The organism is Serratia sp. GW822-FHT06D09 (assembly GCF_058799515.1).
On record NZ_JBXALO010000005.1, the window covers coordinates 286,595 to 310,417 of the forward strand.

A 23,823-nucleotide genomic window follows, 5' to 3' on the forward strand; every position below is an offset into this window, starting at 1 on the left:
AACGCCCTTTATAATCACCGCCATTACCCTATCGCCCCGGGAGTGTCATGCGCCTGATCCACACCTCTGACTGGCATCTTGGCCAGTACTTTTTCACCAAAAGCCGCGCCGCCGAGCATCAGGCATTTCTGCGCTGGCTGATCGAACAGATCGAACAACACCAGGTGGATGCGCTGATCGTCGCCGGGGATCTGTTCGATACCGGCTCGCCGCCAAGCTACGCCCGCGAGCTGTATAACCGCTTCGTGGTGGAACTGCAGCGTACCGGCTGCCAGTTGGTGGTGTTGGGCGGCAATCACGACTCCGTGGCCACCTTAAATGAATCGCGTGAATTACTTTCCTGCCTGAATACCACCGTGATCGCCAATGCGCAGAGCGAAATCGAACAACAGGTGCTGGTGCTGAATCAACGCGACGGCCAACCGGGTGCGGTATTGTGCGCCATTCCTTTTCTGCGCCCGCGCGATCTGCTCACCAGCCGCGCCGGTGAGTCCGGGGTGCAAAAACAGCAGGCGCTGCAAGAGTCTATCGCCGACCACTATCACACCCTGTACCAGGCCGCCTGTGCGCGCCGTGATGCGCTGGGCTTGCCGCTGCCCATCGTCGCTACCGGCCATCTGACCACCGTCGGCGTCACCACGTCCGACTCGGTGCGCGACATCTATATTGGTACGCTGGATGCCTTCCCCGCACAGGCGTTCCCGCCGGCCGATTACATCGCGCTGGGGCATATTCATCGCGCGCAAAACGTCGCCAAATCTGAACATATTCGCTATAGCGGCTCCCCTATCCCGCTCAGTTTTGACGAGTTGGGCAAGGCCAAAAGCGTGTTTATGGTGGATTTCGCGGCGGGTGCCCTGCAACAGGTCAGCGCGTTGGAGATCCCAAGCTTCCAACCGATGCAGCTCATTAAGGGAGATTTGGCGCAGATCGAGCAGCAATTACGGCTGTTCGCCGATTATCAGGGTGAATTACCGGTATGGCTGGATATCGAAGTGGCGACCCAGGATTACCTTAGCGACATTCAGCGTCGCATTCAGTTGCTGGCCGATCAACTACCAGTAGAGGTCGTGCTGCTGCGCCGCAGTAAGGAGCAGCGTCGCCAGGCCATTGAACAGCAAGACAAAGAAACGCTCAACGAACTGAGCGTCACCGAGGTCTTTGAGCGGCGGCTGGCGCAGGAACCCGAGATGGCCGAAGCGCGCAAACAGCGAATGAGTCAGATGTTCCAACAGGTGGTCGAAGCCGTACGGCACCAGGATCAGGAGCCGAACCAATGAAAATCCTCAGCCTGAGATTAAAAAACCTGAATTCGCTGCAGGGGGAATGGAAGATAGACTTCACCGCCGAGCCCTTCGCCAGCAACGGATTATTTGCCATCACCGGCCCCACCGGCGCGGGTAAAACCACCCTGCTGGACGCCATCTGTCTGGCACTGTACCACCAGACGCCGCGCCTGAATGTCACGCCAAGCCAAAATGAGCTGATGACCCGCCACACCGCCGAGTCGCTGGCGGAGGTCGAGTTTGAGGTTAAAGGCATCGGTTACCGCGCGTTCTGGAGCCAGCGCCGTGCCAAAAACTCCCCGGACGGCAACCTGCAGGCGCCGAAGGTGGAGCTGGCGCTGCGCGATGACGGCAAAATCCTGGCCGATAAAGTCCGCGACAAGCTGGATCTTACCGCTGCGATCACCGGGCTGGATTTCGGTCGTTTTACCAAATCGATGATGTTGTCTCAGGGGCAGTTCGCTGCCTTCCTGAATGCCGATGCCAATGATCGGGCCGAACTGCTGGAAGAGTTGACCGGCACCGAGATTTACGGCCAGCTTTCCGAGCGCGTTTTCGAGCAGCACAAACAGGCCAAAACCGATCTGGACGCGTTGCATCAGCGCGCCAGCGGCATTGAGTTGCTGAACGAAGAACAGCGCCAACAGCTGGAAAGCCAGCTCGTGGAGCTCAGTTCGCAGGAAAATGCCCTCAGCGAACAGACCCAGCGTCAGCAACGGGCGTTAAACTGGCTACAGCAATGGCAGCAGACGCAGCAGAAACAGCAGGAATACCAGCGTCAGTTGAGCGCCGTACAACAGGAGCAGGCTGAAGCAGAACCCCAGCTTCAGCAGTTGGCGCGCAGCGAGCCGGCAGAGAAACTGCGCCCACTGCTCAACGAACGCAACCGCTGCCGCAGCGATCAACAGGCGCTACAACAGCAGATTGCCCAGTTGACGCAGCAACAGGAGCAACAGCTTGCCCAGATGACCCCGTTGCAGCAGGCAGTGGAACAAGCACGTGCTCAACTGCAGGCGCATGTCGAACACCAGCAGATCCAACAACGGCTGATCGACGAGCAGATCGTCCCGCTCGACCACCAGATAACCCAGTTGCAAAAAACGCAGACAGAACTGCAACAGGCCTGCGATGCCGCCACGCAACAGTACGCTCAGCAACAAGCGGAGCTGGAACAACTTGAGGTTTTACGAGCCCGGCTCACCGCCCAGGCCGGACAGCAGCAGGAGCAGCTTAACGGCCTCACTGCCGCACTGGCAGCGCAGCAACAGCAGCAAAATGCGCTGGAAGCCCAAGCCCCCCTAACTGCGCTGCGCCAACGTCAGACCGAACTGGCCGAGCTGCGTCCGGTGCGCCAGCAATTATTTACCCTCTCCTCGCTGTTTGGCCAGGTCAGCGAACGTCTGGAACAACAACGCAAGGAGTTCACGGCCCGTCAGACCCAGCTCAGCGAGCTTGAAAAGCAGCTTGAAGAAACACGCCAGCAGTACAAACAGCAAAAAGCACATCAGACGGACGTAGAGAAAGCCCTTGAGCTGGAGCAACGCATCGTCAGCCTGGAGGCGGAACGCGCTCGCCTGCAAACCGGCGAACCTTGTCCACTGTGCGGATCTTCCGAGCATCCGGCCATCGAACAGTATCAGGCGGTAAAACCCTCTGAGACAGCACTGCGTCTGGCCGATATGCGCGTCAAAACCGAGGCTTTGTACACCCAGGGCACCGAGCTGCGCACCCGCTGCGAAAGCCTGAAAGAGCAACTGCAGCGCCAGCAACATCTTATCGGCCAAGATGAACAACAGCTGGCCGCTCATCGTCAGCAATGGCAAAGCCTCAGCACGCCTCTGGCGTTTGATTTTGATCTGCAGGACACCGCTCGCCTTAGCCAGTGGTTAAGCGACTGCGACAATGAGGAGCGTCAGGCTCAGGCCAGTCTGCTGCAACACGAGCAGGCAGCCCAGGCGGTACAGCAGGCTAAAGACCGGTTGGCCGCACTGCAGACACAGCAGCAACAGGCGCAGCAAGAAAAGGCACTGCTGGACGAGCGTTTCAAACTGCTGGAAAAAAGCCACGCCGAGGCCCAATCTCAGCAGCAACGCCTGCAGCAACAGCGTCAAGAAGCAGAGCAAGCTCTGGGCGAACAACGTACGCAGCGGCTGGCGCTGTTTGGCGAACAGCAAATCGTGCAGGTGCGTGAACAGCTGCGTGCCCGGCAGACGGCCTGCGAACAGGCTATACAACTGGCCGCAGAGCACTGGCAGAAGGCGCAGGAACAACGCGATCGTCTTGGCGGGCAACTCACCGGGTTGCAGCAACAGCTGTTGCACCTGGCCGAACGGCTGCAACAGGCGGAGCAAGATTGGCTGCAAGCGTTGTCCACCAGCGAATTCGACGACGAAGCGGCCTTCAACGCTGCCCTGTTGAATGACGATCAGCGCCAACAATTGCAACGGCGCAAAGAGCAGCTGCAGCAACGACAGGTTGAAGCCAGCGCCCTGCTGACCCAGGCCGTAGCCAATCTGGAACAGCAACGCCAACAGCGTCCGGAAGGGCTGGATGAAAGCCAGGCCGATCCCCAAACCCTGGGCCAGGATCTGGCCGCGCTGGCGCAGCAGCTCAAAACTCTGCAGCTCCGACAGGGTGAAGTGCGCAACCAGTTGGAAAGTGATGCCGCGCGCCGTCTCAATCAGCAGTCGCTGTTTGAGCAAATCAGCCAAAGTCAGCAACAGTACGACGACTGGAGCTACCTCAATCAGCTCATCGGCTCCAAAGAGGGGGATAAATTCCGTAAGTTTGCCCAAGGACTGACGCTCGATCATCTGGTGTATCTGGCCAATAACCAGCTGGGGCGGTTGCACGGCCGCTATCTGCTGCAGCGCAAAACCAGTGATGCACTGGAATTGCAGGTGGTGGACACCTGGCAGGCGGACGCACTACGCGACACTCGAACCCTGTCCGGCGGTGAAAGCTTCCTGGTGAGCCTTGCGCTGGCGCTGGCGCTGTCCGATCTGGTCAGCCACAAGACCAGTATCGATTCGTTGTTCCTTGACGAGGGCTTCGGTACGCTGGATGCGGAAACTCTGGACACCGCGCTGGACGCACTGGACAGCCTGAACGCCTCCGGCAAAACCATCGGCGTGATCAGCCACGTTGAAGCCATGAAAGATCGTATTCCAGTGCAGATTAAGGTGAAAAAGGTGAACGGCCTGGGTATCAGCCGGCTGGAGCCGCAGTTCCGGCTGGAATAACGTGACCCTGAGCTCGGAAATGTGACCGTGGCGTCACTCCCCGGTCAAAAACATTGAGCCGCCGCTGACAAGGTTTATGATGCTATCGATAACAGGATTGTTACTGTAAATATACAGGCAAAACCTGACGCACGGGATCGCTCCTGGACGTCAGGTTTTTTCGTTTTCAGCATGCTGAAACATCCGGGAAAAACCATGAAGATCGCAAAAATACTTAATAATAACGTGGTGATTACGCTGGACGACCGTCAGGAAGAGACGGTGGTTATGGGAAAAGGTATCGGCTTTAAAAAGAAGGCTGGCGATCTGCTGGACGAAAACCTGATAGAGAAGGTCTTCACCCTTAACGGCAGCGAAATGGCCGAGCGCTTTAAAACGCTGCTGTCGGAGATCCCCCTGGCCTGCGTGACCACGGCCGACAAAATCATCACCCTCGCCCGCCAGCGCTTGCCGGGCAAGCTGCATAACATCGTTTATATCACGCTGACCGATCACATCCACTTTGCGCTGCAGCGCCATGCCCAGGGGCTGGACATCAAAAACGTGCTGCTGTGGGAAATCAAGAAGCTCTACCCGGCCGAATTTGCCGTCGGGCTGGAGGCACTGACGCTGATCGCCGAACGGCTCGGCACCACGCTGCCGGAGGACGAAGCCGGGTTTATCGCCCTGCACCTGGTCAACGCCCAGTTGAACGATGAAATGCACAACACCCTGCATATCACTCGCGTCATGCAGGAAATCCTGAATATCGTCAAATACCATTTCCGTTTTGACTACAACGAAGAAGCCCTGAGCTATCACCGCTTTATCACTCACCTGAAGTTCTTCGCCCAGCGTCTGCTGGGTAAAAACTACGTCGACAGCGATGACGACTCACTCTATCTGGTGGTGAAAGAAAAGTACCCTGACTCCTTTGCCTGCGCAGGCAAGATCAATCAGCACATCGAAAAAAACTATCAGCATCAACTCACGCGGGAAGAGATGATGTTTCTGACCATTCATATCGAACGGGTGCGCAGCGAAAGCGAGGCAAGATAGGTTTAGCGACGGGCGTCAAACACCCGAATGCCGTACGGCGGAAACCAGCGTCAGCCCTTCGGCCTGTGCCTGGGCGAGCAGCATGCGATCGAAATCTCCCAAATGCTGGCCGCGCTGACAAACACCAGATTAGCGCATGGGTATCCAGCAGCAGACGCCTCATTCATCAGCTAAGTTAGCCAAAGCATAGAGCGCGTCTGGTTTTTATACGGTGAATGGATTAAAGCGCGAGCAGGCCCGCGCTTTTTTGCAACGGTTACACTTGCGGCCACAGCCAGGCTGCACCGCGTACGCCGCTGGAGTCACCGTGAACGGCTTTACGGATCGGGGTTTCACACTCGCCACCGAAAACCCAGGATTTCACCAACTGCGGCACACGCTGATAAAGACGGTCCACATTGCTCATACCGCCGCCCAACACCACCACGTCCGGATCAAAAATATTGATCACGTGCGCCAGCGATTTGGCCAACCGCAGCTCATAGCGGCTAATGGCTTGCTCCGCCAGGGTATCTCCCTGCGCCACCAGCGCCATGATCTCATGCCCCTTTAGCGGATTACCGCTCAGGCGCGAATAATCGGTGGCAAAGCCGGTGCCGGAGATAAAGGTCTCGATACAGCCCTGCTTGCCGCAGTAGCAGGGAACCTCTGCACGAAAACGCAGTTCGTCATCGTCCAGCCACGGCAGCGGGTTATGCCCCCATTCGCCAGAGATGCCGTTACCGCCCGAATGCGCCTGGCCGTTGATCGCCACCCCTGCGCCGCAGCCGGTGCCAATAATCACCGCAAACACCGTTTGTTTGCCGGCGGCCGCGCCGTCGGTAGCCTCCGAAACCGCCAGGCAGTTGGCGTCGTTGGCGATACGGACTTCACGCGCCAGCATCGCCGACAGGTCTTTATCCAGAGGCTGGCCGTTGAGCCACACCGAGTTGGCGTTTTTTACCAAGCCGGTATAAGGCGACAGCGTACCGGGAATGCCCACCCCGACCGATCCCTGCTGCCCAGTATTTTCTTCCGCCAGTTTCACCAGACCGGTGATGGCCTCCAGCGTTTGCTGATAGTCATGGCGCGGCGTGGCAATACGATGGCGGAACAGTTCCCGTCCGTCGTTGGCCAACGCGATCACTTCAATTTTGGTGCCACCCAGGTCGATACCAATGCGCACGATTTTTCTCCTCAATGCACAACAACGTTGCTACAGCCTAATGTAACCGGCTTTCGGGATCACCCCATTAACGCCGAGTGTGACGGCGATGGCAATTTCCGCATCAGAACCGCACCGGCTGCCGCTTATTAATTAGCCATCGGGTACACTGGATTTTATCAGTTAACCTATTGATAACATTTTTACGCATCATAAAATTCGGAGAGCAGCGATGAAACCTGCCATATTGATCGTCGACGACGATCCCGCTATCTGTGATCTGCTTTGTGACGTGCTCAATGAGCACGTGTTTACCGTACATGCCTGCCACCGGGGCAGCGAGGCGCTGACGCTACTCAGCCAGCAGCCGGATATTGCGCTGGTGCTGCTGGATCTGATCCTGCCGGACACCAACGGCCTGCTGGTGTTACAGCAGATCCACCGCCTGCGTCCGGATCTGCCGGTGGTGATGCTGACCGGTCTCGGCGCCGAGTCCGACGTGGTGGTCGGCCTGGAAATGGGTGCCGACGATTACATCGCCAAACCCTTTAATCCACGCGTGGTGGTCGCTCGCGCCAAGGCGGTTTTGCGCCGTACCGGTGCGCTGGCGTTGGAACCTGCCGCTGTCGGCCAGACCAGAGCGGAGGGCTGGCAGTTCAACGGCTGGTGTCTGGACACCAACCGCTGCACGCTGCACAACCCTCAGCGCCAGGCTGTCGATCTGACTCAGGGCGAATACGGCTTGTTGCTGGCGCTGGTACAACATGCGCGTAAAGTACTGACCCGCGATCGCCTGCTGGAGCTGACCCACGGCGAAACGCTGGAGGTCTTCGATCGCACTATCGACGTGCTGATCATGCGGCTGCGCCGCAAGATCGAAATCAATCCGCATCAGCCCGAACTGATCCGCACCATTCGCGGGCTGGGTTACGTCTTTGCCGCCGACGTCAGCCAGCCGGTGGCTGCCGCCTGATAAAATCCTGCAGCTCCGGCAGCGGCCGAGCACCGTCGACAGCATTGGCGCACAGCAGATTGAAACGCGCACAGGCATGCGCCAGCTGCAGTGTCTCCACCAAAGGCCAGTCTTCATGGCTGGCATACAGCACGCCGGCGCAGAACGCATCACCGGCACCGACGCTGCCGACGATTTCAGTTTCCCTCACCTGCCACGAGGGTTGCCAACGCGCTTCGCCACCGCTCTCCAGCCCGTAGGCCCCTTCCGGGCAATGGATCACCACCCGCCGCCGCACACCGGCCTGCAATAATTGTTCTGCGGCCTGCGCCATCAGTGACTGCTGTAACGAGCCATTAGCCGTACGCAGCGCCAGTCCGGTAAATTCACCGGCTTCCAGCTCGTTGATCACCAGATAGTCCAGCCAGCGCAGCGCCGGCAACACCAAAGGCCGATAGCGTGGATCGCCCTGGCGCGACACCAGATCCAATGAAGTCTGGTAACCGCGCTGCTGCATTTGCGCCAGCAGGCGTGCGCTACGGGTGCCGAATTCCTCGTCCGGACAATCCAGGCTGTCGAGCAGCAGCAGATAGCCCAGGTGGAAAATTTTATGATTGCTGTGCAGCGCGTCAAAATCGCCGAGGTCCAACAACCGATTCGCGCCCGGCGCATGGAAAAAGGTCCGCTGTCCACCCGGCTCGGTCATCACCTGCGACATCGAGGTCATCGCCGTTTCGCTGCGACGCACCCGGCCGCTGTCGACTTGGTACTGCGCCAGCATTTGCAAAATATAGTCACCATCGGCATCGCAGCCGATCAGCCCCAGCGCCGCCAGCGGCAACCCGGTTTCCATACGCGCCAGCGTCAGCAATACATTAAGCGGCGCACCGCCGGTGGCACGCTGGCTATGTTCAATCTCCACCAGCCAGCCCGGCTGAGGCCAATGCGCAATTTGATGGACATGATCCACCAGCATGTTACCGGCAGAAACAATGCCACGCCGGCTCATCACAACCGCCCGGCGCTGCCGAAAATATGCATCTGCTGCTGCACCACTTCGCTGATCGAGCGCTCCACCGCCAACAGCACTTCGGCAAACTCATCATAAATCGCGTGACGCTGCGTCATCCGCTGTTCAATCGCCCCCAGCGCCGCTTGCGACATGCCGGTATAGAAGTTGATTTTGTGAATGCCCAGGCCGATGGCCCGCTTGAAGTCTGCATCACTGATGCCGGAACCGCCGTGCAGCACCAAAGGAATGCCAGCCTGCTGCTGGATAGCCGCCAGACGTTCGAAATCGAGCTTAGGTTCGCCCTTGTATTTGCCGTGCGCGTTGCCGATCGCCACCGCCAGTGCATCGATGTCGGTCAATTCGACAAACTCGCGCGCCCGCCGTGGGTCGGTAAATTTATTGCTGTCGGCCTCGCCATACAGAGCACCGCCTTCGTCACCGCCGACGGCACCCAGTTCGGCCTCCACCGAGACGCCCACCGCATGACACATGCGCACCACTTCCTGCGTTTGACGCACATTTTCTTCATAACTCAGGCCGGAACCGTCAAACATTACCGAGCTGAATCCGAGACGCAATGCCTGCACCACCGCCTCAAAATGCAGACCGTGATCGAGGTTCAACACCACCGGAATGTCGTGCTGCGCCGCCTCACTTTTGATCGCCGCGACCAAAGACTCCAGCGACACGTACTTAAAGTGGACTTCGGCAATATTGATGATAAAGGGCGATCGCGCGGCCTGCGCCGCGGCAAACAACGCGCGCAGGAAATGGCTGTCGAGCACGTTGAACGCACCCAGCGCATAGCCGTGTTGACGCGCGTGCGCTAACCCCTGTGCCAGTGAAATCAATGCCATGGTGCATCTCCTTAATCGATAAAGCGCAAGTATTCGTTACACAGCAACCACTGGGGCGGCTGATCCTCTTCGATTTGGCTAAAGCGGCTGAGCGGCGTCAGGAAACGGTTATCGTTGTCGTCGTCATTCACCGTCGAAACCTCACCCACCAACACGTCGCCGAAACCTTCCTCGCCCCAAAAGCTGTGATAGATGCCCGGCGTCAGGCAGATGCTTTCCCCCGGCGCCAGCCGCAGGCGTGAACCGGGAGCATGAGTCTGTCGGCAACCGTCCAGGGTCACGGTCACCGGGCTGTCGGCCAGCCCTTCCTGCGGATCGGCGTTATGCAGCTCGACGATCAGGTTGCCACCACCGCGATTGATGATGTCTTCCCGCTTGCGCCAGTGGAAATGCATCGGCGTCACCTGTGCTTCGCGGCAATGCATGATTTTCTCCGCATAGCATTTGGCATAAGGTTGACCGCCGGGCGAACCGTTTCGCAACGTGAACAGCGTCAGCCCCTTGTGAGCAAAATCCTCGCCGCCGAACGCCGTGACGTCCCAACCCAGCTTCAGGTCGAATACCTCCTGCCACGGCTGACGATCGAGCTGACGCCAAACGGTTGGGCTAAAGTGCGCAAAGGGCGGCAGATGGACGTCGAAGCGGGCAAAAAAATGCTGGGTTTGTTGCAGAATCTGGTTCACGGCGGAACGGTTCATATCGCCTCCGAAAGTGGGGATGAAATGAGGGGCCTGGCGTAGCAGACCCCGCCGATAGCAGGTTATTTCACCGTCCAGCCTTTGTAGCTGCCGATATTGTTTTTATCGATCATGGTGACCGGGATCAGCACCGGCCCGGTTGGTGCGGGTTTACCCTGCAGAATTTCGTAACCGATCTCGACCGCCTTGGCCGCCATCACCTGCGGATCCTGTGCAGGGGTTGCCACAAACAGCGAGTTGCCGCGCTTGAGCGCCTCTTCGCCATCCGGCGATCCGTCTACGCCAACGATGAAGAACTCGCTGCGCTGCGCCTGCTTGGCAGCCAGATCGGCACCGATCGCCGTAGGATCGTTAATCGCGAATACGCCGTCGATCTTCGGATTGGCCGCCAACAGCGCGGTCATGATCTCCAGTCCGCCTTCGCGGCTGCCCTTGGCGTTCTGGTTATAGGACAGCAGTTTGATCTCCGGGTGTTTCTTCAGTTCGGTCATGCAGCCTTCTACCCGGTTCTGTACCGCGGACACCGGTGGGCCGTTGATGATCACCACGTTGCCTTTCTCTTTCAGGCGATCGCTGATGTATTTACAGGCCATGGCGCCGGCCTGGGTGTTGTCCGAGGTGATGGTGGCATCGGCACCTTCGGCCGCTACGTCAACCGCCACCACCACGATGCCGGCGTCCTTGGCGCGTTTCACCGCCGGGCCGATACCCTTGGAATCTGCGGCGTTCAGGATGATCATATCGACCTTGGCGGCGATAAAGTTATCGATCTGCGCCACCTGTTGACCGAGATCGTAACCGCTCGACACCAGCGTCACGTTAACCTTGTCACCGGCCAGTTCGCGCGCTTTCAGTTCCGCACCTTTGGTGATCTGCACAAAGAACGGGTTGGCCAGATCGCCCACCGTCACCCCTATCGATTTCAACTCTTTCGCCTGCACCAACGAAGCACTGCCGAGCGCGGCGGTAACCAGCAAAGCGGTAATCAATGGTTTGAAACGCATAGTGTTTTCCTCATTATTTTCTGAGATACGAAAAACCTGCCCCGGTGGGCGCCAACCAACCTTTCTTTCTCACTCAACCTTGCCCTATGGATTTCCAGTGGCAGCGAGTGCAAGTCACAACGCTGCGGCTTGAAAGAGGACGGGTAGATCAGTGTTGATAATTGCGAGTGCGGTACTTGTCGATTAACACCGCGATGATGATCACCGCCCCTTTGATCACCAACTGCCAAAAATAAGAAACGCCCATTAACGTCATGCCGTTGTTCAGGGTGGCGATAATCAACGCCCCTACCAGCGTGCCGGTAATGGTACCGATGCCGCCGACGAAGCTGGTGCCGCCAAGAATGACTGCGGCGATCGCATCCAGCTCATAGCCCATGCCGAGGTTGCCGTTGGCGCTGTAAAGCCGCGAGGCGCTCATCACCCCCCCCAATCCGGACAGCAGGCCGCTCATGCCATAGACGAACAGCAGCACGGCACCGACCTTGATCCCGGTCAGGCGCGCCGCCTGCATGTTGCCGCCTACCGCGTAGATATGAACCCCCAGCGTGGTGCGGCGCAGAATGAACCAGCACACGGCAATCACCGCAAAGGCAATAATCACCAACCAGGGGATAGGCCCCAGGTAGGCGTTGCCGATCCATTCAAAACTGATATTGGAATTGATGATGGTGGTGCCGTCCGCCAACAGGTAAGCGGCACCGCGCAGTGCGGTGTAGGTACCGAGGGTGACGATAAACGGCGGCAGGCCAGCGTAGGCCACCAGAAAACCATTAAACAGCCCCATGCCCAAACCGGCCAACAGCGCCAGCGGGATCGACATTCCAGCCATGCCAGGCATCAGTGACACCGCCATCGCTACTACCGCGGTGGTGCCCAGCATCGAACCGACCGAAAGATCGATGCCGCCGGTCAGGATGATAAAGGTCATGCCCGCCGCCAACACGATGTTGATCGACGCCTGCCGGGCGATATTCAGCAGGTTGGCATCGGTAAAGAAATTCGGGGCAACAAAGCCGAAAACCGCGACGATCAGGATCAATATCGGCAAGATACCGACGGTTTGCATCATATCGCCCAACAGTGCCCGTTTCAGCGTCGGATTTTTTGCGCCTGGCGGCAATGGATTCGAAGTCATGGTCGGCTCCTTGAGCGTAGGGATGGAATTATTCATGCGGTAGTCGCCTGCGGTTGGGTGGTGTCAACGCCGGTGGCCAGCGTCATGATGTTTTCCTGGCTGATCTCACCGCCGCCCAGTTCCCCGACAATGCTGCCTTCGTGCATCACGTAAACCCGGTCGCTCATGCCGACCACCTCAGGCAATTCACTGGAAATCATCAGGATCGCCACGCCCTGCTGTGCCATCTGGCTCATGATGCGATAGATCTCGCTCTTGGCCCCCACGTCCACACCGCGTGTCGGTTCATCGAGGATCAGGATCCGTGGGCCAATGGCTACCCAGCGTGAAATCAGCAGCTTTTGCTGATTACCGCCGGACAGGCCGCCGGCCCGCACCTGAGCATGCGGCACGCGGATATTCAGCAGGCCGATAGCGTCACTGGAAATACGCTGCGCCTTGCGGCGATTGAGCAGGCCATAGCGACCGTCACGTTCCAGCGTCGCCATCACGATGTTTTCATGCGCGGCCAGATCGAGAAACAACCCCTGCTCCTTGCGGTTTTCGGTGAGGAAGCCGATGCCCAGAGCAATGGCATCGCGCGGCGAGTGGATACTGGCCGGCTTGCCGTCGACTTCCACCGTACCGCCACTGGACTTGCGCACGCCGAAAATCAGCTGCGCCAGTTCGGAACGACCGGCGCCCACCAGCCCGGCAAGGCCGACAATTTCACCGGCGCGGACCTGAAGACTGACCGGCTTCACCTTTTTGCCGTCAGTCAGGCCGTGCAGCGTCAGGCGAGGTTCCCCCACCGGGATGCCCTGTTCCTTATTGAACAAGTCGCTCAGCGGGCGGCCCACCATCATGCGCACCAACTCGCTGGCGGACAGCTTGTCGCGCATCAGGCTGCCAACATACTGACCGTCGCGCAGCACGCTGACGCGATCCGACAGCTCGTACACCTCCGCCATGCGGTGGCTGATATAAATGATTGCCATGCCTTCATCGCGTAGCCGTTTGATCAGCTCGAACAGTCGATGCGTTTCGCGTGAAGAAAGCGCCGCCGTAGGTTCGTCCATCACCAGAATGCGGCTGTTACGGTGCAGCGCACGGGCGATTTCCACCTGTTGCTGCTCGGCGATGGTTAATTTCATCACGCGATCGCCGGCGCTGAACTGCGCCCCCAAACGATCGATCACCTTCTGCGCTTCCAGCAACATCTGCCCGCGCTTCACCAGGCCGCCACGCTGGATCTCGCTGCCCAGAAAAATGTTTTCCGCCACCGTCAGATTCGGAGCCAAGTTCATTTCCTGGTAAATCAGCGTGATGCCTGCCGCCAGGGCATCTTTTGGCCCCTTGATGGCGAACGGCTGCCCATCGATAAAAATTTCCCCGCTGCTGGCGATATAAGCGCCGGCCAATATTTTCATTAAGGTACTTTTACCCGCGCCGTTTTCACCCATTAGCGCGTGGATCTCACCGCGATACACCGTCAGGTTGACGCCTTTCAGCGCATAGAACTGACCAAAACTCTTGGCGATGTTGTGCATTTCCAGAATCGGGGTCGCGCTCATCGTCATACCTCAGGTTGCGGTTCGGATGGCATGCAGTTAACCACGCATAAATAAATGCAAAATGTCAGCGCCCGTTCATCTTTGTCATATTGTTAATGGGACGGGGATTTATACTGCGAACAGTCAGTTACGGGGGATTCGATGCGCAGACTGCCTTTCCTTGCCGGCGCGCGTGGGCGCCTGTTGATGTTCAATCTGCTGGTGGTGGCGGTGACGCTGATGGTCAGCGGCGTGGCGATCTTCGGTTTCTACCATGCGGGCAAGCTGCAGGAACAGATGCAGGCGCAAACCCTGGCAGAAATGAACGGCAGCATGGCGCTGAGCCGGGATACCTCCAACGTGGCGACCGCGGCTATTCGGCTCTCGCAAGTGGTGGGTGCGCTGGAATACCAGAGCGAATCCGCCCGGCTGAAGCAAACGCAACTGGTGCTGCAAACCTCGCTCAGCCGGCTGGCCGACGCCCCGTTGGCCCACAGCGAACCGGCGCTGGTCAAGCGCATCATCAGCCGCAGCAACGCGCTGGAAAGCAGCGTAACGCGCATGCTGGATCTGGGACACCAACGGCATCTGCAGCGCAATATCCTGCTCAGCGGGCTGTATCAGTCGCAGAGCACGCTGCGGCATATCGCCACCCTCAATCAGCGCAATAACCTCAACCAGCCCTCGCAGCCGCTGCTTAGCCAGATCGACCGGTTGCTGGCGATCGCCATACAGACCCCTACCCCCAAGGCCGCAGCCCAGCAGCTCGACAACGTTATGGCCTACTGGCCGCAACACAGCCCGGATGTCCTGGTAGACGAGAAAATGCGGCAGTTTCGGCTCAGCGAACAGCGCCTGCTGCCCGAAACGCTGGAACTGGAGCAAAGCGACCTGGCCCTGGCCTATTACACCTACCATATCAAAGCGTTAGTCGCGATGCTCAACGACGATATCAACCTTTACGTGCAAAAGGTGGCCAACGAGTCGGAGCTGCGCACCCACCAGACCCATCATGAGCTCAGTTCCATAAGCTGGTTTATCGGCCTGTTCGCGTTGCTGGCACTGGTGATTACCGGCTTCGCCGGACTGTATATCTACCGCAATCTCGGTTCCAACCTGACGGCGATCGCCGGTGCCATGACGAGGCTGGCGCGCGGCGAACGTGACGTCAGCGTACCGGCGCTGCACCGCCGCGACGAACTGGGCGAGCTGGCTCGGGCATTTAACGTCTTTGCCCGTAACACCGCCTCGCTGGAGCAGACCTCCCGCCTGCTGAAAGAAAAAAGCACCCAGTTGGAAACCACCTTTCTGGCGATGCGCGACGGTTTTGCGCTGTTTGATAACGACGGTCAACTGGTGGTGTGGAACCCGCAATACCCCTTGCTGCTGGGGCTCAACGAACACCAGCTGCACCGCGGCTTGCACTACCGCGAGCTACTGCAGCAGGTTACGCCACCGGCGGGGCAACGTTGGGAAGCGGTGCTGGCCAATCTGTCTAGCGAACTGCCACAGCCGCAGGAACTGCGCCTGAGCGATGGTCGTACCGTAGAGCTACGCTTCAGTCCGGTACCGAACCGTGGCGTGGTTAACGTGGTGTTGGAACGCACCGAGCGCAAAGCGCTGGAAGAAGCGCTGCTGCACAGCCAGAAAATGAAGGCGGTCGGCCAGCTCACCGGCGGCCTGGCGCATGATTTCAACAACCTGCTGGCGGTGATTATCGGCAGCCTGGAACTGACCACTCAACAAACGCAGGACGCACAGACCGAACAGCGCATTATTCGGGCGCTGAAGGCCGCCGAACGCGGCGCACAGCTTACCCAGCGGCTGCTGGCCTTTTCCCGAAAACAGGCGCTGCACCCGCAGGCCATCACGCTGCAATCGCTGGTGGAAAATTTGCAGGAGCTGTTGCGCCATTCACTGCCCAGCACGCTCTCACTGAGCATCGAGGCACAGCGTCCTGGCTGGCCTGCCTGGATCGATGCCAATCAGTTGGAGAACGCGCTCATCAACCTGGTGGTCAACGCGCGGGATGCGATGGAAGGCCGCAGCGGCGTGGTGAATATTCGCATCTACAACCAACGGGTGGTGCGCAGCGGCGGCAAAAAGCAGGACATGGTGGCGCTGGAAGTGATTGATACCGGCTGCGGCATGTCGGAAGAGGTGAAGGCTCAGGTGTTCGAACCCTTCTTCACCACCAAGGCGGTAGGCAGCGGCAGTGGCCTGGGGCTGTCGATGGTTTACGGCTTTGTCCGCCAGTCCGGTGGACGGGTCCAGATTGAAACCGCGCCGGGCAAAGGCACGTTGGTGCGCCTGCAGCTCCCGCGAGCGCCTACGGCGGCGATAGAGGAAGTTCCCGCCCCGCAGCTCGAAGAATGCAAGAACACGGATAATCTGGTGCTGGTACTGGAAGACGAAAATGACGTTCGCCATACGCTGTGCGAACACTTGCACCAGCTCGGCTACCTGACGCTGGACAGCGCGGACAGTCAGGAAGCTTTGGCGCTGCTGCGCCAGACGCCGGATATAGACATACTGATCAGCGACCTGATGCTGCCGGGCGAACTGGACGGCGTGCAGGTGATTGGGCTGGCGCGAGAGATTAACCCACAGCTTACCGCCCTGCTGATCAGCGGCCAGGACATCCGCCGTCAGCACGAAGAAAATCTGCCAAACGTTGAACTGCTGCGTAAGCCTTTCAGCCAGCGGCAACTGGCGTTGGCGCTGCAACGAGCACGACGTTCAAACGCGGACGGCGACGCAATTCGGAGGGAATGAGGCGATTTTTCGCCTCTGATTCGTTATTATGCCGCCCTGCTTTTGATGAATAAGCGTGCCAGGTGCACGCCCAGCCAGGGATAACATTATGCTGTGGTTTAAGAATTTGATGGTTTACCGTTTGAGCCGCGAAGTTGCGCTAAACGCGGATGAAATGGAAAAACAGCTCAGCGCTTTTGCTTTCACCCCGTGCGGCAGCCAGGACATGGCGAAAACCGGCTGGGTCTCCCCGATGGGCTCCCACAGCGACGCATTGACGCATGCGGTTAACGGCCAGATCGTCATCTGCGCACGTAAGGAAGAAAAAATCCTGCCGTCGCCGGTCATCAAGCAAGAGCTGCAGGCCAAAATTGAACGCCTCGAAGGCGAACAGCACCGTAAACTGAAGAAAACCGAAAAAGACGCGCTGAAAGACGAAGTGCTGCACAGCCTGCTGCCGCGCGCCTTTAGCCGTTTTAACCAAACCTTTATGTGGATCGACACCGTTAACGATCTGATCATGGTTGACGCCGCCAGCGCCAAGCGCGCGGAAGATACCCTGGCGCTGCTGCGCAAAAGCCTGGGCTCTCTGCCGGTAGTGCCATTGACCATGGAAAGCCCGATCGAGCTGACGCTGACCGAATGGGTGCGTTCAGGTGAACTGCCGGCCGGCTTTATTATTCAGGACGAGGCGGAACTGAAAGCGATTCTGGAAGACGGCGGCGTGATCCGCTGCAAGAAGCAGAACCTGATCAGCGATGAAATTGCGGTACATATTGAAGCCGGCAAACTGGTAACCAAGCTGGCAGTGGACTGGCAAGAGCGCATTCAGCTGGTGCTGGCGGATGACGGCTCGTTGAAGCGTCTGAAGTTCGCCGATACGCTGCGTGAGCAGAATGACGATATCGATCGTGACGACTTCGCCCAGCGTTTTGATGCCGATTTCATCTTGATGACCAGCGAATTGGCGGCGTTAATCAAAAACACCATCGAAGCTCTGGGTGGCGAAGCGCAGCGTTAAGTACACAAAGGCGCAAATCGCTGCGCCTTTGTTCCACATGAGTAGCTTCGCAACACAGATAGCATACCCAAATTAATTGGAGTTGCAGCTAGGCGGCAAGTGCGGGAATCCCCAGGAGCTTACTCAAGTAAGTGACTGGGGTGAGCGCATGCAGCCAACAACGCAGCAGCTTCAAGTAAGAAGGGTATGAATTACTTGCTCAAATAACGGCACAGATAAGCGGTTGCATCGGCAACCTGCAGGTTGAACTCACTGTGGCCCGGTACGAAGAACTTCTCACCCGGCATAAACACCTGCCAGTCCGGCGAGCCCGGCAGCAGGACTTTCAACGCCCCGGTAATCACGGTCATTTCTTCCGGCTGTGCGGTGGTGAAGGTGTACTCACCCTCTTCCATCACACCGACGCTGGTAAGGCCGATGCTGCTACTATCGAAACCGATAGACTTCACTTTTCCGGCAAAATACTCGTTCACTTTCAGCATAGACTGGCACCCGCGTAATCAACTTTATGGGAAATCCATATTGGGGGATTGTGGTTGATCTGTCACTGGTTTTTCACGCGAAATGCGATCGCGACGCAGAGTAAAATTCTGCCGGGCAATGGCTCATCAGCCAGCCACTCTGGATCCGCTGATAAAAACGCGCCAGACAGCCGCTGTCATTCGCCAGGCTAAGGATTTATTCTATATTAAATCAGTTAATTAGCTCAGCCGCCAACTTGGCGACCAGCACGTTGGATAGCAGCACCGGTATTTCAAGCCGCGCCTGCAGGAAATCGCGATGCTGGCGGTGATAGCCGATGCAATCCAGCACCACCACCTGCGCCCCTTGTCGCTGCAACTCACTTGCCGCCCGTTCCAGCACCGCGTCGTCCGCCAGATAGGGACTGGCCACGGCGAAACAGGGCGGCGTCGCCAGCCGTTGCCATTTGCCTGCTTGCTGGCTGATTTGCTCCGCTACCGGCACCACAATGCCGACCCGATGCTGGCTGACAATGGCGGAAATCAGCGGCGGAATAATGCGATCCGGCTCCAGCAACAGCGCGCGTTCGGCGTGCAGTCGGCCAAATTCTCCGGTGCATAGCAGCAGGATCACTTCACAGCCCTCGGCTTCCAGCTCATGGATTTTCTGCTGCAATCCCTTTTCGACCCGCGAGGCGCCCAGCCTCACCTGCGTACCGTCCAACAAGCGTGAAACCAGCACCTTCTCACCGGCCATAGGAGCGTAGCCTTGGTCAATCTGGCCGAAGCTCAGTCCATCCAACAGCCCGACATGCCTCACCTGATCCGCAGGCAGAAAGGCCGACAGCAGCGGCATGATATCGTTACGCGGCGCCTGGCCGATAGTCAGCGTGGCAAATGAGGCATTCATCCGGTTATTTCCTTTTTTGCAGGTGGCTGAGGCTGCCGTACAACGCCAGAAGCTGCGCGTATTCATCGGCCTGGTAAAACTGGCAGGTACCGCGCCCGAACTCTTTCGCCACTTCCACCGCGAACTTCACGGTCAGCGCAATATCCACTTCATGGCTGGCACCGGTACCGCAGCCCGGCACCACCGATTCGGTACAGATCGCTACGCCAACCACCGGCGCAGAAGTCGCGGTGGAAGGTTGCAGGATGCTGTTCAGGTGATGCACCCCATTGCCGTACGGCGTAATGTCCTGCGTGGTGATCGGGAACGTCACCGCCGGACGACCGCTGGTCATCTCCATAATCCGCAGCAAGTCTTCCGCCACCCGCAGGATGTAGCCTTCTTTCACCGTCGGCGACAGCGCGTAACCTTTGTGATTGATGATGCGGTTGCCTTTGGTAGTGTCGATAGACAAGATTGCATCGGCTTCCGCCACCACTTCATTGTCGTTCATCGTCACGTCGTCGATTGGCGAATCCATAAAATCGACCGGATCGTGCGGGCGGGTTGGCGCGTCAGGGCAAATATGGGTAGTGATAATGACATCCCCCGGCAACACGTCCCCTTTGCGCTGCATTTCTGCCAGCTTCAACGCGCTGGCAATCGCGGCAATTGCCCCGTCGCCGTCGGACACCAAGCCGATACGCGTAGGCCGCGCACCGATGCCGCCCAACCGGCCGACAATGCCCAGGGTTGGCGCATCCCCACCCTGGTTTTTACCGGCGCTGCCGGGGATATCGATTCGCACGAAATCGGTGGCGCCTTTCGGTCCGCTGGCACGCAACGTACTGGCCCGGATGCCGGGATAAGACGCAAACAGATCGACGACGTCCTGACCGCTCACGTAGGCATTATCTATTAATTCAAAAACCTGCAGCGTTTGTTGCAAACTCATAATCGGCTGACCTCACAATTTAACCGGGGGGTTATTTCCCTTTGCTGGAAAAAATCGAATTGAAAAAGTTGTACAACGCGTCACCGGCAATAAAACCGGCCGCCATGATTTCCATCGGCGTGCGGCCCTTGTCGCCCCAGCGACGGATAATCAGGATGCGCAGCGCAATGCCAAGGAGCACCGCCCACCCCGCCAACGCGTTGTTGATCAGCAGGCCCGTAGCTAACAGCACGCCGAGCTGGCGTTTGGGCCCGCCAATCAGCTGCACGATGGCCCCGGGAATGGCCCAGATCAGCAAGCTGAAGGCAATGCCCGGCTGCGCACCCGCCTCGATGGTTTTGGCGTACACCCGCGCTACCGGTGGGATCAGGTCCTGCAGGAAGTAGCTGCTGTAAGCGAAGTACACCACCGGGATGGCAATAACAAAGGCGATCAAGGCGGCAAACAGTTGAATGCGACGCCCCAACAGCTCCTGCTGCAAATCTTTGCCGTAGCCGCGCAGAATAAAGCCGGCTTTCAGATCAAACCCCATGTCGGCAAACGCCGGGCCAGTGGCGGCGGTAAACCCGGTCAGCACGCACAGTGCCACCGGCGGAAAACCAATCAAAATGCCGATGATCAGGGTGATTAGCGCCACCGCAAAGGCCGGGAACCAGCCAGAGTGCATGGCGGCGATACCGACGATCAACTCATGCACAAAGGCAGCAAATGCAGCGTAAATCACAAACAACACCAGCATGGTCAGCGACATCTCGCTATACAGCCCGCCGGCCAACGCCAGCAACGCAGCGATAACGATATAGCCAACGGCTCCCAGCCCCAGCGCCTTGCTGACTTCGCTATCTGCCTGGCTGTAACCGGCGGCGTCGACGTTTTTGCTACGGATCACCTGCACCACCTGGATCAACGCCACCAATCCGGCGCCAACCATTACCCCATGAGGAATAAAATGCGCATTGATGTCGAAACCCGCCATAGGTTCTGCGTAGGCGCGCAGCAGCAGGCCGACGCCAAACATCCCCAAAGCCCAAATATTGCCGATAAATGCGGTACCGAAGGCCGCCATCGGGATTTTAAGCATCGACCCGGCGATACCCACCGCCACGCCCACCACCAGTAACCAGGCCTGTTTGCCCCCTCGATCGCCGGCCTTGATGGCTTCCGCCGCCGCAACGCCAGGCGGCCAGGCGTTGGCGGCAGGAAAGATTTTGGTGTCAAACATGCGATACAGCAGGTAGGCGTCAAGCAACATTGCCACGGCCACACCGCAAAACATCGGCAGGATCAGCTGCGGCTGCCCCATCACATAAGGCACGGCAATTGGCATCAGCAATGAATTGGCAGCGCCAAAGGTGGCGGAGGAAATCACCGTTTGCGCCAGGTTTTGCGTATGTACCGATCGATAACGCTGGAACATTTGCAGCGGAATGCGCGCCAATAGCATCGCGAACAGCGCCCCGATGATCGACGTATTGGGGGTCACGCCCAACGTAGTGATTAGCTGCACACCGATGATCGCCCCAACGATGGACAGAATCACCATCACCAGCAGCGTACCGATATCTTTCAACGGATTTATGGTGGTATTGGATTTCATAGAGTCAATTTCCCTGAATATTCGCTGGCGCATGGCAAAGGTCATTTTTCGGCGTCAAGCTGCCGTCGTAGTTCCGGTATTTGGAACTACGATTTGAATTAATAATTTTTTGACCCGTAACCTTAAGTGAAATAACTAACGAATTCCCTGGTGTTGGCTTTCATTAATTATTCCGTGCTAGCAGAACTATTTCGATGCGTTATTTGATCTGTTGCCAATAATCATCACCGAACTTTTCCGCCAATTGCCGAGATACCGTTATCAATGCTTCTAATACGGCAGGAGAAAACGGTTGTTCGTCCGCTTGGGTGGCAAAGGACAAACAGAGCCCTACCGTCTCATTGCGGTGTTTGTTGGTCACCGCCGTCGCCAGCGAACTGATACCCTGCAAGGTTTCGTTACGCGCCAGGGACCAACCCTGCCGCCGAATTTGCGCCAGCTTGCTCAACAACGCATCCGGCGATTGCGGGGCATTGGGCGAAGCCACACGGTAACCCGCGGCATAGCGCGCAATAGCCTGTTCATCGCTAGCACGCGCTAAAATTGCCCTGCCCACCGACGTTTCCGCCGCCGGTGAACGGCTGCCCGCCGGCGTCACTACCTGGAGGAAGTGACGGCCTGGGAACATACGCATCACCATGATCTCCTGCCCCTCGAGCACCGAAACATAACCCGTGCAGCAAGTCAGTTGACTGAGCTGCACCATGCTGGCCGCCACGCTGTCCACCAGCGGCGTCGACAAATAATGGCTGGAAACCGATAACAGCAAACGACCGATTTTATACAGCTTGCTGTCGGGATCGCGCTCCAGCATGCCCTGTGTTTCCATGGTCTGCAGCAGGCGCGATACGGTACTTTTCGGCAGCGCCAGTTGGCTCACCACATCGCTGAATGAAATACCGGGTTGCCCGTGCATCATTCGTTGTTGTGAAAATAACTTTAATACCGCTGCGGCATTTTCCAGGGTTGTCATGGCACACCTTGTTCCACTATATGGAACTTAGTTCCTGTTCGATAATTAGAAACTAAAACTCGCACAACTTATCGTCAAGAAGTTTATTTTTTACGCTGTGGAAAATTAAAGAGAATGATGCTTTTGAAAATAAAATAGCGGACAGATCGCCAAAGCCATGTCGGAAATTAATTTGCACATATACTTAAGCAGGGGAAAATATCAGCACAAGCTGCTGAAAACGCCATTCACCTGAGCAAACAAAATACGCTTTGCCGCCCCATAATCAGAAGCGAGCGTTATGCAGACTGAAATCGATCGGCACAGTTAATTCCACCACGCCGTTATAGAAAGTGTCGCCCGGCAGCGTAGGCAAAACGAAACGCGTCTTTGGGGTAACGTTTAAGGCGGTTGAGACGACTACGCCTGCTGCAACAACATCAGCATATGGCGTTGAAACAACGCCTGTAACTCGGAATTGGACATCTCTTTTCCCAGACGTGAAACACCCATAGGGGCGATAAAAATCATAAAAATGATGATCAATAAAAGACTGGAAAACAGAGGCTATCGCGGGAAAAACAAGAAACCGGCTTTACGCCGGTTTCTGAGGGATAACGATTAGTCTTCCAACGCAGGGTCCTCATAGCGGTGCTTGGCATCCAACGCTTCCTGCTCGGTTGCATGCTCGCTGAGCAGCGTGTTGGGTTCTATATCGTCGGTGCGCACCTCGAAACGGTGCATATGCAAGCTGGGATCGCCCCGGTCAACGGCGACCACTCGGGCGGTTCTCGGATAGCCTGGTCGGTTATTTTCGCGCATGTTGATCTCCCGTGTGATTCCACAGGATTAAGTATAGCAGCGCGATTTATACCGACATGCGTGACCCCAGATCGCGATCGGCGTGATCGCCTTCCAGCAGTTGCGTCAGTTCATCGCAGGCGCAGATTTTGCCGTCACGTACGGTGAAATGCGCCAGCACCTTAACCAAACTAAGGCTGCCATCGCGCTTTTCCACCCGCACCCTATGATGCGTCAACACCGAATCGTCCTGCCCGGCAATGGCGACCATCTCCAGCGTCATACTGCGAGTCAACTGCTTGAGCAACGCCATATGTTGCACAAACTGCATGTAGTCCAGCGTCTTGCCGTCCACCTGTTGACGGTAATCCGCACTGAAAAGCTCAGCGATCAGCGTCGGCTGATGTTGCGGGGCGGCGACAACCTTTTGCAAGGCATCGAGCACCAGGGCTGTGGGGGTTTTCGGGGTCATGGTCGATCTCCAGAATTG

Annotated in this window: 20 protein-coding genes; 6 read left to right on the forward strand and 14 right to left on the reverse strand. The window is 57.7% G+C overall.

Going from position 1 to position 23,823, the window contains the following annotated elements; genetic code table 11:
* The first annotated feature begins 47 nt into the window (after positions 1–47).
* The 3 genes from sbcD (at position 48) to licT (ending at position 5,566) form a co-directional block, all read left to right on the forward strand.
* Positions 48–1,280 carry an exonuclease subunit SbcD gene (gene sbcD / locus AC1RKG_RS14595; protein ID WP_020825448.1) on the forward strand — a complete coding sequence of 411 codons (1,233 nt, stop codon included), beginning with the start codon at positions 48–50 and terminating at the stop codon, positions 1,278–1,280.
* On the forward strand, positions 1,277–4,528 hold the full coding sequence (gene sbcC / locus AC1RKG_RS14600) for an exonuclease subunit SbcC (protein WP_493183314.1): 3,252 nt from the start codon (positions 1,277–1,279) through the stop codon (positions 4,526–4,528). The genes sbcD and sbcC overlap by 4 nt, the downstream gene beginning before the upstream one ends.
* Before the next feature lie 195 nt (positions 4,529–4,723).
* Complete coding sequence (licT, locus tag AC1RKG_RS14605; RefSeq protein WP_041415225.1) at positions 4,724–5,566, forward strand: BglG family transcription antiterminator LicT; 843 nt, start codon at positions 4,724–4,726, stop codon at positions 5,564–5,566.
* A 256-nt stretch (positions 5,567–5,822) separates the two neighbouring features.
* On the opposite strand, the gene mak is transcribed toward licT, so the two are convergent.
* Positions 5,823–6,731, reverse strand: a complete 909-nt coding sequence (mak, locus tag AC1RKG_RS14610; RefSeq protein WP_122077468.1) for a fructokinase — start codon at positions 6,729–6,731, stop codon at positions 5,823–5,825.
* 211 nt (positions 6,732–6,942) lie between these two features.
* Here mak and AC1RKG_RS14615 point away from each other — a divergent pair, with 211 nt between their 5' ends.
* On the forward strand, positions 6,943–7,683 hold the full coding sequence (locus AC1RKG_RS14615; RefSeq protein WP_046374374.1) for a response regulator: 741 nt from the start codon (positions 6,943–6,945) through the stop codon (positions 7,681–7,683).
* On the opposite strand, the gene AC1RKG_RS14620 is transcribed toward AC1RKG_RS14615, so the two are convergent.
* The 6 genes from AC1RKG_RS14620 to AC1RKG_RS14645 form a co-directional block, all read right to left on the reverse strand.
* Positions 7,658–8,674 (reverse strand): carbohydrate kinase family protein, encoded by a 1,017-nt coding sequence (locus tag AC1RKG_RS14620; RefSeq protein WP_170868520.1) that lies wholly within the window; start codon positions 8,672–8,674, stop codon positions 7,658–7,660. The two genes, AC1RKG_RS14615 and AC1RKG_RS14620, sit on opposite strands and share 26 nt — an antisense overlap.
* Complete coding sequence (locus AC1RKG_RS14625; protein ID WP_128864405.1) at positions 8,671–9,531, reverse strand: ketose 1,6-bisphosphate aldolase; 861 nt, start codon at positions 9,529–9,531, stop codon at positions 8,671–8,673. The genes AC1RKG_RS14620 and AC1RKG_RS14625 overlap by 4 nt, the downstream gene beginning before the upstream one ends.
* Before the next feature lie 11 nt (positions 9,532–9,542).
* On the reverse strand, positions 9,543–10,229 hold the full coding sequence (locus AC1RKG_RS14630; RefSeq protein ID WP_122077464.1) for a D-lyxose/D-mannose isomerase: 687 nt from the start codon (positions 10,227–10,229) through the stop codon (positions 9,543–9,545).
* Positions 10,230–10,291: 62 nt separating this feature from the next.
* Complete coding sequence (locus AC1RKG_RS14635; RefSeq protein ID WP_048759639.1) at positions 10,292–11,233, reverse strand: ABC transporter substrate-binding protein; 942 nt, start codon at positions 11,231–11,233, stop codon at positions 10,292–10,294.
* A gap of 148 nt (positions 11,234–11,381) precedes the next feature.
* The gene (locus AC1RKG_RS14640) at positions 11,382–12,371 is read right to left on the reverse strand and encodes an ABC transporter permease subunit (protein WP_044548626.1); all 990 of its coding nucleotides are present in this window, start codon (positions 12,369–12,371) and stop codon (positions 11,382–11,384) included.
* A gap of 32 nt (positions 12,372–12,403) precedes the next feature.
* Positions 12,404–13,924: a sugar ABC transporter ATP-binding protein gene (locus AC1RKG_RS14645; protein ID WP_020825437.1), complete on the reverse strand. Its 1,521-nt coding sequence runs from the start codon at positions 13,922–13,924 to the stop codon at positions 12,404–12,406.
* A gap of 141 nt (positions 13,925–14,065) precedes the next feature.
* On the opposite strand from AC1RKG_RS14645, the gene AC1RKG_RS14650 reads away from it, so the two are divergent.
* Entirely contained in the window at positions 14,066–16,678 is a 2,613-nt protein-coding gene (locus tag AC1RKG_RS14650) for an ATP-binding protein (RefSeq protein WP_493183318.1), read from the forward strand.
* Between the two features lie 88 nt (positions 16,679–16,766).
* Positions 16,767–17,678: a recombination-associated protein RdgC gene (rdgC, locus tag AC1RKG_RS14655; protein ID WP_020825435.1), complete on the forward strand. Its 912-nt coding sequence runs from the start codon at positions 16,767–16,769 to the stop codon at positions 17,676–17,678.
* Positions 17,679–17,869: 191 nt separating this feature from the next.
* Here the strand turns inward: rdgC and ppnP are convergent, their stop codons facing one another.
* From ppnP to AC1RKG_RS14690, 7 genes are all read right to left on the reverse strand, one after another.
* Entirely contained in the window at positions 17,870–18,160 is a 291-nt protein-coding gene (gene ppnP / locus AC1RKG_RS14660; RefSeq protein ID WP_020825434.1) for a pyrimidine/purine nucleoside phosphorylase, read from the reverse strand.
* Positions 18,161–18,371: 211 nt separating this feature from the next.
* Positions 18,372–19,049 carry an AroM family protein gene (locus AC1RKG_RS14665; protein ID WP_400824892.1) on the reverse strand — a complete coding sequence of 226 codons (678 nt, stop codon included), beginning with the start codon at positions 19,047–19,049 and terminating at the stop codon, positions 18,372–18,374.
* A 4-nt stretch (positions 19,050–19,053) separates the two neighbouring features.
* Positions 19,054–19,983: a DUF1177 domain-containing protein gene (locus tag AC1RKG_RS14670; RefSeq protein ID WP_046374380.1), complete on the reverse strand. Its 930-nt coding sequence runs from the start codon at positions 19,981–19,983 to the stop codon at positions 19,054–19,056.
* Between the two features lie 31 nt (positions 19,984–20,014).
* The gene (locus tag AC1RKG_RS14675) at positions 20,015–21,580 is read right to left on the reverse strand and encodes an OPT/YSL family transporter (protein WP_020825431.1); all 1,566 of its coding nucleotides are present in this window, start codon (positions 21,578–21,580) and stop codon (positions 20,015–20,017) included.
* A 199-nt stretch (positions 21,581–21,779) separates the two neighbouring features.
* Positions 21,780–22,553 carry an IclR family transcriptional regulator gene (locus AC1RKG_RS14680; RefSeq protein WP_493183319.1) on the reverse strand — a complete coding sequence of 258 codons (774 nt, stop codon included), beginning with the start codon at positions 22,551–22,553 and terminating at the stop codon, positions 21,780–21,782.
* Between the two features lie 600 nt (positions 22,554–23,153).
* Positions 23,154–23,354, reverse strand: coding sequence for a YaiA family protein (locus tag AC1RKG_RS14685; protein WP_020825429.1), 201 nt, complete (start codon positions 23,352–23,354; stop codon positions 23,154–23,156).
* A gap of 46 nt (positions 23,355–23,400) precedes the next feature.
* Positions 23,401–23,805 (reverse strand): nuclear transport factor 2 family protein, encoded by a 405-nt coding sequence (locus AC1RKG_RS14690; protein WP_020825428.1) that lies wholly within the window; start codon positions 23,803–23,805, stop codon positions 23,401–23,403.
* Between the last annotated feature and the right edge of the window lie 18 nt (positions 23,806–23,823).